This window comes from Imperialibacter sp., from assembly GCF_040222385.1.
Classification (GTDB): Bacteria; Bacteroidota; Bacteroidia; order Cytophagales; family Cyclobacteriaceae; genus Imperialibacter.
In genome coordinates, this window is sequence record NZ_JAVKDF010000056.1 from 64,355 (window position 1) to 81,633 (window position 17,279).

Here is a 17,279-nt window from a genome sequence, read left to right on the forward strand (position 1 = left end):
CCCCTCAAAACCCCAAAACCTCAAACACCTCCTTCGAGTCATTCGTTAGCAGCATTTTTTGCTTTTCGGCTGCCTTGCTAATTTCCCGGCTGTTCACGCCGCTGCTGGAGTAGGCCGCCAAACACTTCTTTTTCCCGAAAGGTTTCAACCAGGCCCGGCCGAAGCTTCCGCCAACTGCTACTGAGGTTTGCATCAATTCTCACGGAAGCCTGCACCGTCTTCCGTTGAAGCTTCCATCGTTTACTGTGCTAGCTTGTTTTGTTGGAGGTATAGGCTTGTGCCGTTTCCGGTGGAAGCTTCAACCGGGTTCCATTGAAGCTTCCACCAGGGTTCACTGAAGCTTCAACGAGTGCTCATTGAAGCTTCAACAAGAGGCCATTGAAGCTTCCACTGAAAAGGGGCCTGTTGTCGTGCCTGAAAAGCTTGCGTTGCTCAGGCGGTTTAACCCGGTAGTCGATGTGTGCTGGATGCTTTCACCTCCATTGAATAGTACAAATTGTATGATGGAGAGTTGCGATGCAATGGCAGGAGGGGAGTGAGCAAAGAATAGTCGGGGGAAATTCAAACAGATAGAGAAAAACAATCGATTGAAATAAGTATTTATGCATTAATCAACGAGTTCATTAAACGGGAGAGGAGGTGATTTTGTTTGGCCAGAAGAGCACTTTTTAGGTGTCTCATGAAGAAAAATACAATGGGAAAAATAATATTAACCTTTTTATGATTTTAGTGTGATGAGTAGCGTTTTTGGCATCAATATTGAAATAAAATTTACCGTACGAAATGAGCTGAACAATCCCTCTCACAAAGCTTCGTTGAAGGCGCCACACAAGTTTTAGCCAGTTGGTTTTTCGGTCATCAGTACGTCTTCAATCATTTATTCACATTTTAACTATTTTCAATTATGTCAATTCTTTATAAGACAATCCGCAAGGCCGAGCCGGGAGTGGCAGGCGGCGGGCAGTACAAGTACTACGCAGGGATCGTGAGAGAGCGGGAAGCCTCGCTCCGGGACATTGTGAAGGAGATTTCCTCCAGAAGCACTGTGACCACGGCCGATGCCTTTGCAGTGATCGAAAACTTCCTTGAGCTGGTGCCCAAGTTTCTGCGCAATGGTCGCAATGTAAACCTGGGGCAGCTGGGTCGCTTCAAAGTGAACCTGAAGAGCAAGGGCCACGAATCGCCAAAGGAAGTAGGCAACTACAGCATCATCGGTAGCAAGGTGTCGTTTTTACCAAGCCTGGAGATGAAAGATGAGCTCATGACCATCCGGTATAACAAGGTGGCTGGCCAGGAGCAGGACTTTGACGAGGAGGCCGCATGATACGTCACCTCTGGACTCGGTTCCTAACCTAGAATCCCGCAGCTTGCTGCGGGATTTTTTTGTGCCCTGGCTTTTTCAGGTAGCCGGCAGGTCAAGTGAGGCTTGGTGGCTGTGTGTCCACTACTCTTTTGGGCTCAGAGGCATACTGAATTCCGGAAACTTTGAAGACTGCCAGATGAGCGCAACCAGAAAAGATGTATAATGATAGTACGGTAAGAAATGACGATATTCGAATAGAAATATATGGGCGTATGGACGGGTTCGTATCGAAATGTTGTGACAACTTCTGTACGTATCTCCCTACCTTAAGAAAACGCCGGAGCCTTACGCTTCGTCCTTCGTGGTCCGCACCAGACTAATACCCGATACGAAAAAGAGCAGGCCAAGCCCTCCCCACACAAGAAGTACCTTCACATTGTTGGCACCACCCATGTTGTTGACAAACAGAGCAGCCGCATAAATAAGACTGCCTATGCCCAGCACGGTAAGTACTGCGCCAAATATTCTTTTAAGGTTCATGTTTTGTCTTTTTAATGGGTGAAGCACGAGGAAATGCAGAGAGGTAGTATTCTGAAATGTATGGCTATCGCTCGCCGCACTCCTAAATGCCGGTACCTGCAAAGATGGACAGCTGATGAGCGCCAGGTGTTATATATGTCCCGGAGGAGTTTGCATATTTCACACATCGCCGCCAGGCCGCTAAGCGAATCAGTGATTTATGTAACATTCCCCCCCTAGTATGTAAGCTTTATGGAGATGAAACTCCTCACCTTCGTTCGTATCCGTTCTAAATAATGTGAGCATTTGAAACTCTACATCAAGTACATGGTGAGCATCCGCTGCAAAATGGCAGTAAAGGAGGTGCTGAGGGAAATGGGGTTGCATTTTATTGTGGTTGACCTTGGAGAAGTGGATATCATGGAGGAATTAACCGGCGATCAGCTGGGTGAACTCAAAGCCGGGCTGCTTAGCATCGGGTTGGAGCTGATGGAAGATAAGAAGGCCATCCTGATCGAAAAAATAAAAAACATCATCACCGAAATGATTCACGCCACCGACGACATGCCGAAGGTGAACTACTCGGACTATATCAGCGAGAAACTAGACTACGACTACACCTACCTCTCCAATATTTTTTCAGAAGTGAAGGGCATCACCATCCAGCAGTTTATCATCATTCACAAAGTGGAGCGGATAAAAGAGCTGATCATTTACGACGAGCTGAACATCACTGAAATTGCCTGGAAAATGAGTTACAGCAGTGTTGCGCATTTATCCAATCAGTTCAAGAAAGTGACAGGCCTGTCGCCTTCTCATTTTAAGCAGTTGAAAGACAAAAGACGGAGCCCGATTGAGGCAGTTGGCAATTAAGATATTGGAACTTTGACACAGGTAGAAATAAATCAGCGATGACTAGAACAAAATCTCAGAAATCGCAGTATGCAAGGAGTTTGCTGGAGGCCAGCCTGGATCCCCTGGTCACAATTAGTGCCGAGGGCAAAATCACAGACATGAATGAAGCGCTCATAAAGGTAACTGGCCTCTCACGGGTAGAGCTGATGGATACTGACTTTTCCACCCATTTCACCTCGCCTCAGAAAGCGCAGGAGGGATATATGCAGGTTTTTGAAAAAGGCTTCGTTTCGGGCTATCCGTTGACCATCATGCACAAAGATGGACGTTTGACCGACGTGCTTTACAACGCATCTGTCTACAAAGACAGCAAAGGCAACGTACTAGGCGTCTTCGCTGCTGCCCGTGATGTGACCGAACAGACATGGGCTATAGAACTCAGGCTCGCCAACAAGGAGTTGGCATTTCAAAACGAAGAGAAGGAGAAAAGGGCTGCGGAGCTGGTCATTGCCAACGAGGAGCTTGTTTTCCAAAACGAAGAAAAGGAAAAACGAGCGGCAGAGCTGGGAATTGCCAACAAGGAGCTGGCCTTCCAAAATAATGAGAAGGAAAAGCGTGCGTCGGAGCTTGCCGTCGCCAATGAAGAGCTTGTCTTTCAAAATAATGAGAAGGAAAAACGAGCCGCTGAGTTGGGCATTGCCAACAAGGAACTAGCCTTCCAAAATAATGAGAAGGAAAAGCGTGCGTCGGAGCTTGCCGTCGCCAACCAGGAGCTCGTTGTTCAAAGTAATCTGAAGGAGAAAAGAGCTGCCGAGTTCACAATTGCAAACAAAGAGCTTGCTTTTCAAAATGATGAGAAGGAAAAGCGGGCCGCTGAGTTAGAAATTGCCAACAAGGAACTGGCCTTCCAAAACGACGAGAAGGAAAAGCGAGCTACTGAATTGAGGCTGGCCAACTATGCCCGAAGCCTGATAGAAGCAAGCCGTGATCCATTGGTGACAATCAGCACCGGAGGCAAAATTACTGATATGAATGAAGCGTTTGCGAGCATTACAGCGTCAACACGTGAAAAGCTTGTCGGTTCCGATTTTGGCATCTATTTTACTGACCCCGTAAAAGCCCGTGAAATCTATGAGGAAGTATTCACCAAGGGGTTTGTGGCCGACTATCCCCTTACAATAGTAGATCATGAACTGACAGCAGTATTATTTAACGGGTCGGTTTATAAAAATGAAAAAGGTGACGTGCTTGGGGCCGTAGTAGTAGCCAGAGACATTACCGAGCAAAAAAGGATTGAAAAAGAACTCATCGAGGCAAAAGTGGCTGCCGAGCTGGCCACTGCCATTGCTGAGGAAGCCAAAGAGAAAGCCGAAAGTGCCGCCCAGATTGCAGAAAGTGCCGTGAAAGCCAAGCAGCAGTTTCTGTCCAATATGAGCCACGAGATTCGTACCCCAATGAACGCCATCATCGGGTTTACAAAAGTGGTATTGAAAACGGACTTGTCGGCGAAGCAGAAAGAATACTTGACGGCCATTAAGATGAGTGGCGACTCCCTGATCGTACTCATCAACGACATCCTCGATTTAGCCAAGGTAGATGCCGGTAAAATGGTTTTTGAAGAAATACCCTTCAAAATGGCCTCCTCACTGTCAGCGATGCTGCACCTGTTTGAAACAAAAATTCAGGAAAAGAACCTGTTGCTTGTCAAGGAATATGACGACCGCATTCCTGACGTGCTGATTGGCGACCCTGTCCGTTTGCACCAGATTATTCTAAACCTGGTGAGCAATGCAGTCAAGTTTACATCAAGAGGAAAAATAACTGTAAGCGTTCGAATGCTTGCCAGCGAAGACGAAGGAAGGGTCAATATTGAATTCTCCATTTCAGACACTGGCATTGGCATATCCGACGACAAGCTGGATCGAATATTCGACAATTTTCAACAAGCCTCCAGCGGCACCTCCAGGTTGTATGGCGGCACGGGGCTTGGGCTGGCCATTGTCAAGCAATTGGTGGAGCCTCAGGGAGGGAGTATTCAGGTGAAGAGCAAAGTGGGTGAGGGGACTACCTTTAGTTTCATCCTCGGCTTCGGGAAAACAAATGAGGAAGCTATGGCCGATACGATCTTTGTAGAGCCCGACAAAGAAATCAAGAACATCAAAGTACTGGTAGTGGAAGACATCGCACTCAACCAATTGCTGATGAAAACATTGCTGGATGATTTTGGTTTCGAAAGAGACATTGCTGAAAACGGACGAATTGCTATTGAAAAGCTCGAAGCTAAAACGTACGATATTATTCTGATGGATTTACAAATGCCTGAAATGAATGGCTTTGAAGCGACAGAATACATTCGCAACACGATGAATTTACAAATTCCCATTATCGCCCTGACTGCCGATGTGACCACGGTAGACTTAGAAAAGTGTGAAATAGTCGGAATGAATGACTATATCTCAAAACCTGTCGACGAAAGGTTGTTGTATAGCAAAATTGTGTCGCTGGTAAAGAAGCCTTCACTGATGACAGCTAAGGAAGACGTTTTGGTGGAGGTCATGCCAGGAAAGGTCGTTAGCTGTATAGATCTCACGTTTTTGAACCAGCGCACAAAATCTAACCCAAAATTGATGATGGAAATGATATCACTTTACCTGGAACAAACCCCACCATTAATTATTGCGATGAAAAAAAGCTTTCAGGACAAAGACTGGCCTACTTTGTATGCTGCTGTGCATAAAATGATTCCATCTTTTTCCATTATGGGCATTCACACGGATTTCGAAAAGAAGGCCAGGGTGTTGCAAGACTTCGCTAGTACTCAACGGCAGTCAGAGGAAATATCAGCACTTGTGTTGCAGCTGGGGAACGTGTGCACACAGGCTTGTAAGGAATTAAAACAGGAGTATAATAGGATGAAGATATCAATACATGAAAACTGAAAAGAACATTAAAGTTTTTCTCGTGGACGACGATGCTGTGTTCCTGAAGTCACTCGAAATTGAGTTCCTGAATGCAGGCGGCTTCATCGTAGAAACCTATGCGACGGGCGAACGCTGCCTCGAGAACCTGACACATGCCCCAGATGTAATTGTTTTAGATTATCACCTCGATGGAATTGATAAAGATGCCATGAACGGCGTGAAGACGCTGGATAAGATCAAGGCATCAAGTCCTGATATTCCCGTACTCATGTTATCGTCGCAGGACAAAATTGAGGTGGCAGTAACCTGCATGCACCACAAGGCATTTGACTACGTGGTAAAAAGCGAAACGGCTTTTATACGCATGCAGAAGATCATCACCAGTATCATACAACTCAAAAAGGTAGAGAAGCAATTGAGCTGGTACATGGAAAGGATGTAGACGTTTGCAATTTCTTCCGACAGATCAGTAACAACGGCGCCAGATAGTTAAAATTTTTGAGTCGGTGCTTCAGAATTTACCAGGCCCTGGGCAATTGTCGAAGCTGACCTGGCGAACCTTCTCGCAAGGAACTTGCCAGTGTTTTTTCATATTTTTTTCCTGCTTTTGTCTGATTTCTTTAGGGACGATGCCTCACACGACAAACCAATAGCTTTTCGGCGCAACTACCCTGCACCACCAGTCCACACCCACCAACCCAGGCCATATGTGATATATGCAACTCTGCGGTCTTATTGTGTAATACTAATCAACCAGGGAAAGGTCAATTTTACATACTACTTATAGGGTATTCACCTCCGAAAATAATCAACGTCCAATGGGCCATTGTGGCACATCATGGACAGTCTCATTTTTACTAACACCAGGACCATGAAGCGATATTTAAGTACATCACGCATTATCTCGTTTTTATTCGTGCTTTTGCTGTTCCAAGGCTGCGACAGGCCCACCACCAAGGCCGACGTGGAGAAAGACCTTGGAAAAGCGAATAAGGCAATCGAAAAGGCGGCAGAAGCTACTGATGATGCCATGATAAGTAAGAAAGAATACTATAAAGACCACATGGAAGAGGCGGTAGACCTGCTGACTAAAAGAAGCACTCAGGTGGAAAAGCGAATCCATGAGCTTACTGTCACTTCCAAAAAATCAGAAAACAAAGAAGCAGCCCAAGGTATACAGATTGCCATTGCCGCCTTCCAAAAAGAGAAGACAGTGCTCGACAAAAAAATTGAGGCCGTCAAGAATCAGGAACAGGATTGGAGTGCGTCTTATGACGACATCATTACCTCTATCACAACCATTGAAGCCGAGTTGGATAAGCTGAGCAAAAGCATTGAAAAGAACTAAAGAATACATATTTAAGCCATTATTATGAAACAAAAACTAGTAAAAACAGCCGGAATGGTAGCCGCAATACTGATCATGCATGCGACTACTTATGGCCAGGAATTAAGAACGTCGCTTTTCGACGGTGTGAACAGAAACATGCTTGCGGCTAGATATGCTCAGGCCGATGTGCTTTCACCTAAAACATTTGAAGCAGCCATGGAGGCTTATAGCGAAGCACAAAAGAGCTATAAAAATGAAGGCGAGATTGCCAAAATAAAAGAAAACATTAAAAAGGCGGATGGTAAATTTTCAGAAGCCATTGAAAACGCAAAAGTAGGCTCCGTGATGTTTTCACAGGCACTGTCTGCCAGAAATGATGCGATGAATGCTGAGGCTGGCCAGTTTAGTAAGAAGAACTGGCAGGAAGCTGAAGAAGCCATGAAAGAGGCAGCTGGAGAGCTTGAAAAAGGTGACTCGAATGACGCCAAAGAGCAAGCGAAGACGGCGACAGGGCTATACAGGAAAGCGGAACTGGAGTCGATCAAAGCCAATTACTTAAGCAATGCCAAAAAGCTTGTTGAGCAAGCTGACAAGAATAAAGTATACAAGGAAGCACCGAAGACTTTGAAGGAAGCCAAAGCGCTGATCGCCAGAGCGGAAAAGGAATTAGCCGAAAACAGATATGACACCGATGGTGCCAGGTATTTGGCAAAAGAAGCTGAGTACAAGGCACTTTTAGCGATGCACATTGCTAAGCAGGAGGAGATTTTGGATGACAAAGACTTTGAAGCTGAAGACTACCTGCTGATGATGTATGAACCCATCGCAAAAATAGGCGAAGCACTTGACCTCAACGTGCGGTTCAACAATGGCATAGATGGCCCTGTGGCTGAAATCATATCTTCAATCAAAGGCGACGACAATCTCATCGCTACGCTGGAGGCCAAATTGTATAACTACCAGCTACACAACGAAAACCTTACCGCCTTGCTGTATGAGCAACGCAAGATCCAGGAGATCATGAAAGGTCAACTGTCGGAGGAAGCATTGGTAGCTCAGAAAAGACAACAAAACCTGCAGGCAAGGATAGACAGGGCTGCTGAAATAGATGCTAAATTTGATAAAATACAACGCATTTTTAATTCAGATGAGGCCCAGGTTTTTCGTCAGCAAGACGACGTGATTATCCGTATGATTGGTGTAAATTTTGACATCAGCAAATCAGAAATCAAACAAGAGGATTATGCACTGCTTACGAAATTGCAGCAGGCCATAAGCACCTTTGAAAATGCCACTATTGTGATAGAAGGCCACACCGACTCACAGGGAGGCGACGACTTGAACCTGGAGCTGTCGCAGGCCAGGGCCGATGCAGTGCTTAGCTATTTGAACGCCAATACTACGATTGACGAGTCAAGGTTCAGCACCAAGGGTTTTGGCGAAAGCAAACCAGTAGCGAACAACGAAACTGCCGCAGGCAGAACGATCAACCGAAGGATTGACATCGTGATCAAGCCTACGATGATGGATACGCTGGTCGGACTGAATACATCCGGTAATTGATTAGCAATTGAATTAAAGAAAAACCTGAGTACGGCGTTTCCTATGTCGTGCTCAGGTTTTTTTCACTCAGGTAACTATTCTCAGTAGGATAGGCTGCAACTTCGGCTTGTCGTTTTACCAGATCAACCTCCACTCATGAACTACTTTGTATTTATCCTCGGCATTACGCTGCTTTTAGTTGCAGCTACTGATTTAACAGTAACATCATTGTCGGTACGTGGGGCAGGGTTTATTACAAAACGTTTATCTAAGGCCATTTGGAGAGTAATGCTGGCGATCAGCAAAAGAGTGGGCAGTAGAAAATTCCTGGAGCTTGGTGGTGCCATCATATTGATTTCGATTCTCATCAATTGGCTATTGATGATCTGGTTGTCGGCTAGTCTTTTGTTTATCAGTCAGCCCGACTCGTTGATGAATGTTGAGACAAATTCGTCTACCACAATTATTAACAAAATATTCTATACTGGTTACACACTGTCTAATTTGGGATTGGGAGACATGGAGCCCGTGTCACCTTTTTGGGATTTAGTAACCGCAGTACTTTCGTTTGTTGGCCTGATCCAAATCTCCATTGCCATTACTTATTTCATTCCAGTGGTTTCAGCTGAAATAGTGAAAAGGAAAATAAGCGTTTATATTACAACCCTTGGCTGTTCTGTGGAAGAGATTCTGTTAAATCATTGGAATGGGAAAGATTTTAAAGAGTTGGAACAACCCTTTATGAGTCTAACTGAATCAATAATTTTACACGGTCAAAATCACAAAGCCTATTCGGTGCTGCACTATTTTCATTCTTCTGACAGAAAGGAAGCTTTTGTGCTCAATATCACCAACCTGGATGAGGTACTTACTGCCCTTCTGTTTAGCATACCGGTAGAACTACGGCCATCCCGCAGTGTGCTCAATGGGCTAAGAAAAGCTATTTCAAGCTATTTGGTGACGCTACCTGCTACCTTTGTAGTGCCAGGTGAAGAAACACCACCGTTAAACTCACTTTCCATCTTAGAAAAAAACGGAATTAAGGTGAGTCATAGCGCACCTATAGATTTAGAGTATGAGAAACTGACGACCAGGCGCAGGTTATTGTTGTCGCTTATCAAAGATGATGGGTGGGAATGGAGCGATCTTCAGGCAGGAAGCTACGATCATGAAATGAGCGTGATCAAATAGGGAAGAATGTTGCTCTTCGAGTCTGGGCAAGCCATCAAGGGAAACATATATTAAGCTATTTTCCTCACCTCAATCTGTTTTTGGCACTACGTCGGAAGGCGGAGGCGTGGTGTCCCCCATAAGGAATCCCCAGGGCCGGAGGGAGTCTATCCTGTCGAACGTCAGTTTTAGAATAGCGGCAAACGGAATGGAGAGAAACATGCCTGGAATACCCCATAAAGCGGCACCTACAATCACTGCAATGATGCAGATGAGGGGGTTCAGTTTCACCTGGCTACCCACGACTTTGGGCACAATATAATTGTTGTCGATAAACTGGATCAAGGCATACAGGCCTACCACATACACCACATAAATAGGTGACTTGGTGGCGAATGCAACAAGCATAAATATCGCCACACCCACCAGTCCGCCTATGTAGGGAATAATGTTGAGAAGTGCGCCAATGATGCCTAACAGTAAGGGATATTCTATCCCGAGGGTAAATAACCCGAGGGTATTTAGCACTGCAATGATGCCAAACTCAGCAGAAAGCCCTACCAGGTACCGCCGAATAATGGATTTCACTCCAATGAGAACTTCGCTCACGCTTTTGTCGTGGATGATGCCGAATAGGCGATGAATGAACTCGACCAGGTGAGGCTCATAATTCAGTATCAGAAAGGTATAGACAGGCGTAAGTAACACCACAGCCAGTATGCCCCCCATGGTCACAATGGTCGTCCCGATGGCTGCGTTGCTATTGTCCATTAAATCGCTCTTGCCATCGTTGATCCACGCATTGATGTCTCTTGTGCTGATGGAAAAATACTCGGACGTCCACTTAACCGAATCGTGAGTTACCTGCTGAAACTTGGTTGTCAATTGCGGCCACGATTCTCCGAGATTATTTAACTGGAGCGATATCCATAGAAGCAGCCCTCCAATGATAAAGATCGTGATCAGCAAAACAACGGCCACCGAAATAGACCTGTTGATTTTTTTTCTAACCAAAAAATGAACCGCCGGGCTCACTAATATGGATATGAGGACGGCGTAAATGACGGGCAGAATGATAGGCCTGATAATGGAGAGTATGCTCACCACTATATAAAGGCCTACGAGCAGCATCGCCACTTTAACGTAGGTAGGCAACTTGATCTTCAAATCCATTGGAGGTATAGATATGTTTAGTTATTGGCTGCTGTGCTCAGGAAGCGCCTTCAGCTTATTGGCTTGCCGACTTTTTAGCAGGTGTGCAAGCCCACGGCCAAGCGACTTCAGTAGTAGGCTGTTTTTTGCAACAGTACCCGAGATGCCGAGAAGTATGAGGGAGCCTATGATAGTTTTTAATGAGCTGCGGGGAGGTGGTGCCATTAGCGATCCTGCCTCGTCACCATCTGTATCCTCTCGCTTGTGATGAGGAAAAAATGAGCTGATACCTGTCGAATGTGCAACGTCACTTAAAGCCCCTTTGATCAAGTTAAGCGGTTTTATACTCTCAAATGTCAGTTTGAATTGCTTTTTCAACAGTTCTCCTTCGACCAACTGGTTTTGCTGCAATTGAAGGATAGCATACCTGAGGCTTTCTGGAGAATCTATTTTTAGGTCCGGGCTGCTCATTGGAGTGCTTGTTTAATTATCAGGGTGCTAACTGGCCTTTTGATCCACTGATGAAGATAGAAGTGGAAGATGATGCCTGCGAAAAGGTAAAAGCCTGCCACAACAAAAAAGCCATAGTAAGTTCTTCCCAAAAGCTCACCCAGCCACAACGCCACACCTATGCTTAGAACAAGTGTGGAAGTGGAAAACACGAGGATAACGGCTAGTCGGGAAAGCAGAGACGAAGCCACTACGGTCGACATTTCAAGGGATTTAAGCTTTGAGAGCTCAATGGTGGTTTTTCCATAGCCCTCAAGTCTTTCGAACAGCGTTTCGAAGGAGTTTCTAACGGTTTCCATTGCTTGGTGAGTATATTTGGAAGGTAAGAACAATGGGCCACTACTATTTACACAATGGCCACTATTCGTTTGCCTTATGGTTTACCAGAAGCGATTACAGTTTGACTCCGTTGGCGGCTGCATCTTTTAAAAGCTGTTCCGCCTTTTCAGTCCCGGCTTTGGCAAGTGCCTTCACATCGCTGCTTACCTTGTCGTATTTTTCAGTGACGCCGGTAACCAGTAAGTTAAATTTCTCTTCCAGTTCGCTGGAAAACTCGTCCTTCTTGTCCGAAATCTTCTTTCTGGTCAATGTGCCCTTTTCTGGAGCGAACAATATGCCGATGGCAGCGCCGGCAGCAAGGCTGGCTAAAATACCTACTAAAACTTTTCCTGAATTCATGATTTTTGCTTTAAAACGTAAATTTCCTGACTACAAATGTGAAAATGTTTCGCCGCTGATGTATTGTACAATCCCTTTTTAGAGTTACATGTTTCACACATTTGATAGCATGTTTTTGTTTGATTTCATGCAAGCAAAGTATTCAGCGTTGACCTCATGCATGCGCCATTTCCTTCTCGTCAATGATGAATTCAAGGCCGTCGGCGAGTCTTTGACCAAGCTGCCTGTCGACACGGAAGAAATGACACAGCTGCAAATGAATAATTTTATTCCTTCGCTCGCCGGTGATGCCACCCATAGAAGCGACAATGTTTTTGACAAGGTGCTCTCTTTGCATTTCATTCATCACTTTGCGGTACAATGTGCCAGACTGCGAAAAATAATCCTCATCATTTTCGTAGTGTTCTATTGAACCAGACGGGTGAGGGCCGTCACTCAGTACAGGCACTACATTGTTGGTGTCTATATAGTTAAATCCCTCCTGGCGGTGGCCTCCCGGAGTGTCGTTTCCTTTTTTATTGGCATCAACCGGGGCACTTTGACGTTGATTTGAGAGCAGATAGGGCTGCTTTTCAACCGGAACTACATCTGCCGAAACTGGTTTCTGCTGTATTAGGGGTTTTATATCTTCAACAGGTGCTTGATCATCGGTATTGACGACACCCGTCTTAATTCTTGCATGGATAAGTCTTTCCTGTTCTTCCCTACTCAAGCTCACGTTGGGAACTTCGTTTAATTCTATCACACCGATATCAATGAGCGGAAAGTCACTGTGGCTCCATATTTTAGTCGGATCAAATGGATTCCATTGAAAACTTTCAACCTGCTTTGCTGTCATTACCTGAATAGCGACAGTCCATTTAGGGAAGTCATTTCTCCCGATGGCCTGTTCAAGATCTTTCTGTGCATGTCCATGGTCAACGCCATTCATTTCACTGGCAAGTTGGCCTAGAAAGTTCTTTATTTCCTGCATTGTTTTGAAGTGAAACCTTACCCAAAACTGCTGCTTTGCTCTATTGACAAACGAGAAGGTTTCAATGCCAAAGCCATGCATGTTTCGGTAGGAGTAGGGGATACCCCGTTTGCTCATTAGTATCATTACCTGAAGAAGGCTCTCAGGGTTCGAGCTCCAATAATCCCAAATGAGGGTTGGGCTCTTGCAGTCCGTTTCTACATCAACCTGTTGCGTTTGAATAAATTGGGAGAACTTCACGGGATCTCTAATAAAAAACACAGGCGTATTCCCCCCCATTATGGCCCAGTCACCCTCCTCAGCATAAAACTTGACAGAAAAATCGGCACGGGCGTTCTTCATTGCCAGCTCGTCCCCCTCATTTTCTTGTCCAGGGAAGCGGGCCAGTAACTTTGTTTGCTTGCCTATGTTGGCAAACATTTCAGCACTGGTGTACCGGGTGATATCGTTGGTGGCGGTAAAGGTGCCATAGGCTCCGGATTGTCCCGTTGAATTTGTCTTGCTGGAAGAAGATACGCTGCTGCCGGAAAGTTGCCAAGCTTCGCCAGGGCCACCTACTGGCTGCATTTCACCAATTATAGCCACAGACATTGTGGGGCCGTTCGTTTCCCCGTACTTGCTGCTACCCCGCTTTTTTTTGCTTTCCATTGTAAAGTTCTTTTCCACAGTTTCAATTCGATGGCTTCAGCCTTTTCCTTAAAATGATATGTATGATTGCTAAACCTCCTGCTTAAGGTGTGTAACCAACATTTGATCCCATGAAACTTCCCCAGTAGCTCTGGTAGCCATCGAAGTCATGTGAATTGGTTTCAGGCCAATGCTCCTTGTCAAACCCGGGTGCATTTTTTAGCGTATCTGCTTCCTGGGTGATTACAAACGCTTGTCTTTTTGAATCGACAGTAAGGAAGGCGAACGGTATGGCAAAGTACTTTTCGCCCATTCCAAGGAAACCACCCAGTTCGATCACGAAGTATTCGATTTTCCCGGTGCTGAGGTCAATCATCACGTCCTTAATTTCGCCCATTTCTTCATCGCTCTTGTTGAACACCTTGTCCCCAATGATGGATGAAGCAGTCAGAAATTTTAACGGCAGATTGGCATGGGCACCCGAATGATTTTGATTGCTGGTATTGTCTTCTTTGAAGCTTTTCATACTTGTATTATTTGTTTAAAACCCTGGATGAAAAAGGTGTATTGGGAGAAAACATTATGTTTGATTCCGATCAAGCCTTTGCTCCGGACAACAAAGCTGACAATACCTGCGGGTAATGGTGTTATACATCTTTCCGGCAACTTTACATAAATCACTGTTTGTGGCAATGGCCTTCACTTACCCCACAAAAAAATGCGGTGCACCCGGTTCAAGGGCGCCCGTTCTAGGTAGTAGCTGAGCTCAAGTACAATAGCAACAGCAGCTTGTTACTGTGAAATATGTAAGTCTTTTCTTTTTTGATGTAACAACCTAAGGGCATTGTCAGGCTTACTTTTGGGCGAGAATTATGGCCTGTTTTTCTCGCACTCACAACTACCTGGCCGGTTCACAATATGTCAGATCGAAGCCCCAAAAAGTACATATTCGCCAAAGGGATAGACGACTATTTCATAGGCGTTGCCAGTGCTGTAAAGTTCATCACCCGCTTTTGGCGAGAAATATTGAAGCCGCCGTTTTATTTCAGGGAAGTGATCCATCAATGCTTCGAGATCGGACTAAAATCGCTACCCCTTATTACCCTCACAGGCTTCATTATAGGCGTTGTGTTCACCAAGCAGTCACGACCATCGTTGGAAGACTTCGGTGCCACGTCATGGCTGCCGTCGCTGATGGGCATTGCCATTGTGAGGGCGCTTGGGCCATTGGTCACTGCGCTGATTTGCGCTGGCAAGGTGGGGTCGAGCATAGGAGCCGAGCTTGGATCCATGAAAGTAACTGAGCAAATAGACGCCATGGAGGTGTCGGCCATCAATCCATTCAAATTTCTGGTGGTGACAAGGGTCTGTGCTACGCTCATCACCATCCCGGTGTTGTCGTTTTATTGCATCACCGTGGGGTTGCTTGGCTCTTATGTCAATGTGCATGCTGAGGAGGCCACAGGCTTTATCAGTTACTTTAAAAGCGCCTTCTCCACCATCTCCTTCCTCGACATCTTTGCTTCACTGGCCAAGTCCATCATTTTCGGATTCACCGTTGGCATGGTGGGCTGCTACAAAGGCTTTCATGCTTCGCAGGGCACCCGTGGGGTGGGCAAGGCAGCCAACCAGGCCGTTGTGCTGGCCATGTTCCTGGTGTTTATCGAAGAGGTGGTGGTAGTTCAAGTGTCAAACTGGATAAGAAACTACTGAAATGATGGACGCCCCAAAACAAAAACATGTACAAGCTGGCGAACCAGTGATCGCCATCGAAGGGCTGTCAAAGTCATTTGGTGATTTGGACGTGTTAAAAGGAATTGATTTGACCGTTTTCAAAGGCGAAAACCTGGCAGTGCTGGGGAAGTCGGGCTCTGGCAAGTCCGTCCTGATCAAGATATTGGTCGGTTTGCTCAGGCCCGACAAGGGCTCTGTGAAGGTGCTTGGAGAGGAAGTGGCCGATTTATCGGCCAGGGAGCTTGATTCCCTGCGGTTGCGGATAGGGTTTTCGTTTCAGAACAGTGCATTGTATGATAGCATGAATGTGTATCAAAACCTGGCTTTTCCCTTAACAATGAACTTTAAAAAGCTGACAAGGAAGGAAGTAGATGACGCAGTAATGGAAGCGCTGGAGGCCGTAAGCCTGGCCGACAAACACCAGCAAATGCCTTCTGGCCTGTCGGGAGGACAGCGAAAAAGAATAGGCATTGCCCGCACCCTCATCCTGAAGCCGGAAATTATGCTCTATGATGAGCCCACCTCCGGCCTGGATCCGGTCACCAGCACCGAGATCAACGAGCTGATCAATGAAGTGCAAACCCGCTACAATACTAGCGCTATCATTATTACCCATGACCTCACCTGTGCCAAAAACACCTCACACAGGGTGGCCATGCTGCTCGATGGGCAGTTTTCCAGGGTCGGCAAATTCGAAGAAGTATTTGATTCGGACGAAGAGCAGATCAGGGGTTTTTACAATTACAATTTTATCAAGTAGATCATGAGCGAAACAACCAACAAACGTGCAGTAATAGTAGGTCTTTTTGTATTCCTGGGGCTGGCTTTCCTCATCACCGGCATTCTTATGGTGGGCAACCTGCACGGCACCTTTAAGAAGAAAATGAAAGTGGTGAGCTTTTTCGACGATGTCAATGGCCTCCAAAATGGTAACAACGTCTGGTTTTCAGGTGTTAAGGTCGGCACGGTGAGTAACCTTCACTTTTTCGGTAAGTCGCAGGTGAAGGTGGTAGTCAACCTTGAAGTAAAAGCCCAGGAGTACATTCGAAAAGACGCCATGATAAAGATCAGCACTGATGGCCTGATCGGTAATAAGATATTGGTGATTTACGGAGGCACACCCAGGGCAGGGGAGGTGCAGGAGGGGGATACACTACAGGTAGAAAAGACCTTCTCCTCTGAGGACATGATTAACATGCTACAGGAGAACAACAAAAACGTGCTGGCCATCACCAGCGACTTCAAGAGCATAAGCAAGGCCCTGGCCGACGGACAGGGAAGCATTGGAAAGCTGCTGGGAGAAACCGTTCTCTACGATAATTTGAACGCCACTGCGTTGGCACTGAAGCAGGCAGCAATCAATGCGCAAAAGCTGACCAGCACCATGAATCAGTTTGGGGCCAATCTGAACAAGGAAGGCACGCTGGCCCATGAGCTGACGACCGACACGGTTATTATTAAGTCGCTCAGGTCGTCGGTAGCCGGTCTGCAGCAGGTAGCAGATACTGCCGTTGTTTTCATGGCTAACCTCAAAGAGGCAAGCAGCAATACGAACACCCCGATAGGGGTATTGCTTCACGATGAGGCCGCCGGAGCGAATTTGAAAGAAACAATGAAGAGCCTCGAAAGCAGTTCTTTCAAACTGGACGAGGATCTGGAGGCCGCTCAGCATAGCTTTCTTCTCAGAGGATTCTTCAAAAAGAGAGAGAAGGCTGAGAAGAAGGCAGCGGCTGAGGGGCAGGGCTCATGAGAAGCATTGCCTGACCGGCAATGTATCCAACTTGGCAGCTAGCAACATGAAATAGCCATAAGGAGTACCATACCCAACGGACCGGCGTGGAACGATGAATAACCAGTCAACAGACTACGATCTATTCCGTAATGGTACAGGCTATTCCCGCTTCGGCGGCGGTTCGCCGAGCGACCGATCTGGCCTCTAAAAAGTAAATTTATACAGATAAAAAA

Annotated in this window: 19 protein-coding genes; 11 read left to right on the plus strand and 8 right to left on the minus strand. The window is 46.1% G+C overall.

The window, feature by feature from the left end; all coding sequences use genetic code 11:
- Nucleotides 1-4: 4 nt before the first annotated feature.
- Nucleotides 5-193 carry a hypothetical protein gene (locus tag RIG68_RS25975; protein WP_350129387.1) on the minus strand — a complete coding sequence of 63 codons (189 nt, stop codon included), beginning with the start codon at nucleotides 191-193 and terminating at the stop codon, nucleotides 5-7.
- Nucleotides 194-356: 163 nt separating this feature from the next.
- Between RIG68_RS25975 and RIG68_RS25980 the strand changes: the two genes are divergently transcribed.
- Nucleotides 357-539, plus strand: a complete 183-nt coding sequence (locus RIG68_RS25980; protein ID WP_350129390.1) for a hypothetical protein — start codon at nucleotides 357-359, stop codon at nucleotides 537-539.
- Nucleotides 540-904: 365 nt separating this feature from the next.
- Nucleotides 905-1,324: an HU family DNA-binding protein gene (locus tag RIG68_RS25985; RefSeq protein WP_350129393.1), complete on the plus strand. Its 420-nt coding sequence runs from the start codon at nucleotides 905-907 to the stop codon at nucleotides 1,322-1,324.
- Between the two features lie 324 nt (nucleotides 1,325-1,648).
- On the opposite strand, the gene RIG68_RS25990 is transcribed toward RIG68_RS25985, so the two are convergent.
- Complete coding sequence (locus RIG68_RS25990) at nucleotides 1,649-1,843, minus strand: hypothetical protein (protein WP_350129396.1); 195 nt, start codon at nucleotides 1,841-1,843, stop codon at nucleotides 1,649-1,651.
- Between the two features lie 285 nt (nucleotides 1,844-2,128).
- Here RIG68_RS25990 and RIG68_RS25995 point away from each other — a divergent pair, with 285 nt between their 5' ends.
- The 6 genes from RIG68_RS25995 to RIG68_RS26020 all read left to right on the plus strand — a co-directional run bounded on the left by RIG68_RS25995 (nucleotide 2,129) and on the right by RIG68_RS26020 (nucleotide 9,661).
- Nucleotides 2,129-2,695, plus strand: coding sequence for a helix-turn-helix domain-containing protein (locus RIG68_RS25995; protein WP_350129398.1), 567 nt, complete (start codon nucleotides 2,129-2,131; stop codon nucleotides 2,693-2,695).
- A 38-nt stretch (nucleotides 2,696-2,733) separates the two neighbouring features.
- Nucleotides 2,734-5,616, plus strand: a complete 2,883-nt coding sequence (locus RIG68_RS26000) for a PAS domain-containing hybrid sensor histidine kinase/response regulator (protein ID WP_350129401.1) — start codon at nucleotides 2,734-2,736, stop codon at nucleotides 5,614-5,616.
- A complete protein-coding gene (locus tag RIG68_RS26005) occupies nucleotides 5,606-6,040 on the plus strand; it encodes a response regulator (protein ID WP_350129404.1) in 435 nt (144 codons plus the stop codon). Before RIG68_RS26000 ends, RIG68_RS26005 begins: the two co-directional genes overlap by 11 nt.
- Before the next feature lie 429 nt (nucleotides 6,041-6,469).
- On the plus strand, nucleotides 6,470-6,946 hold the full coding sequence (locus RIG68_RS26010; RefSeq protein WP_350129407.1) for a hypothetical protein: 477 nt from the start codon (nucleotides 6,470-6,472) through the stop codon (nucleotides 6,944-6,946).
- A gap of 24 nt (nucleotides 6,947-6,970) precedes the next feature.
- Complete coding sequence (locus RIG68_RS26015) at nucleotides 6,971-8,491, plus strand: OmpA family protein (protein WP_350129409.1); 1,521 nt, start codon at nucleotides 6,971-6,973, stop codon at nucleotides 8,489-8,491.
- A gap of 135 nt (nucleotides 8,492-8,626) precedes the next feature.
- Complete coding sequence (locus RIG68_RS26020) at nucleotides 8,627-9,661, plus strand: ion channel (RefSeq protein ID WP_350129412.1); 1,035 nt, start codon at nucleotides 8,627-8,629, stop codon at nucleotides 9,659-9,661.
- A gap of 69 nt (nucleotides 9,662-9,730) precedes the next feature.
- Here RIG68_RS26020 and RIG68_RS26025 read toward each other — a convergent pair whose 3' ends face one another.
- The 6 genes from RIG68_RS26025 to RIG68_RS26050 form a co-directional block, all read right to left on the minus strand.
- The gene (locus RIG68_RS26025; RefSeq protein ID WP_350129415.1) at nucleotides 9,731-10,813 is read right to left on the minus strand and encodes an AI-2E family transporter; all 1,083 of its coding nucleotides are present in this window, start codon (nucleotides 10,811-10,813) and stop codon (nucleotides 9,731-9,733) included.
- Nucleotides 10,814-10,834: 21 nt separating this feature from the next.
- Nucleotides 10,835-11,263, minus strand: a complete 429-nt coding sequence (locus tag RIG68_RS26030; RefSeq protein WP_350129418.1) for a hypothetical protein — start codon at nucleotides 11,261-11,263, stop codon at nucleotides 10,835-10,837.
- Complete coding sequence (locus RIG68_RS26035; RefSeq protein WP_350129421.1) at nucleotides 11,260-11,601, minus strand: hypothetical protein; 342 nt, start codon at nucleotides 11,599-11,601, stop codon at nucleotides 11,260-11,262. The genes RIG68_RS26030 and RIG68_RS26035 overlap by 4 nt, the downstream gene beginning before the upstream one ends.
- Nucleotides 11,602-11,695: 94 nt before the next feature.
- Nucleotides 11,696-11,980, minus strand: coding sequence for a YtxH domain-containing protein (locus tag RIG68_RS26040; RefSeq protein ID WP_350129423.1), 285 nt, complete (start codon nucleotides 11,978-11,980; stop codon nucleotides 11,696-11,698).
- A gap of 154 nt (nucleotides 11,981-12,134) precedes the next feature.
- The gene (locus RIG68_RS26045) at nucleotides 12,135-13,601 is read right to left on the minus strand and encodes a catalase (protein WP_350129426.1); all 1,467 of its coding nucleotides are present in this window, start codon (nucleotides 13,599-13,601) and stop codon (nucleotides 12,135-12,137) included.
- A gap of 82 nt (nucleotides 13,602-13,683) precedes the next feature.
- Nucleotides 13,684-14,106 (minus strand): PRC-barrel domain-containing protein, encoded by a 423-nt coding sequence (locus RIG68_RS26050; protein WP_350129429.1) that lies wholly within the window; start codon nucleotides 14,104-14,106, stop codon nucleotides 13,684-13,686.
- 392 nt (nucleotides 14,107-14,498) lie between these two features.
- Between RIG68_RS26050 and RIG68_RS26055 the strand changes: the two genes are divergently transcribed.
- Genes RIG68_RS26055 through RIG68_RS26065 form a run of 3 tightly spaced genes read left to right on the plus strand, consistent with a single transcriptional unit; the run spans nucleotide 14,499 to nucleotide 17,064 of the window.
- Nucleotides 14,499-15,293 (plus strand): MlaE family ABC transporter permease, encoded by a 795-nt coding sequence (locus RIG68_RS26055; RefSeq protein WP_350129432.1) that lies wholly within the window; start codon nucleotides 14,499-14,501, stop codon nucleotides 15,291-15,293.
- A gap of 1 nt (nucleotide 15,294) precedes the next feature.
- The gene (locus tag RIG68_RS26060) at nucleotides 15,295-16,074 is read left to right on the plus strand and encodes an ABC transporter ATP-binding protein (protein WP_502880704.1); all 780 of its coding nucleotides are present in this window, start codon (nucleotides 15,295-15,297) and stop codon (nucleotides 16,072-16,074) included.
- A 3-nt stretch (nucleotides 16,075-16,077) separates the two neighbouring features.
- Nucleotides 16,078-17,064 (plus strand): MlaD family protein, encoded by a 987-nt coding sequence (locus tag RIG68_RS26065; RefSeq protein ID WP_350129435.1) that lies wholly within the window; start codon nucleotides 16,078-16,080, stop codon nucleotides 17,062-17,064.
- Nucleotides 17,065-17,279 lie beyond the last annotated feature (215 nt).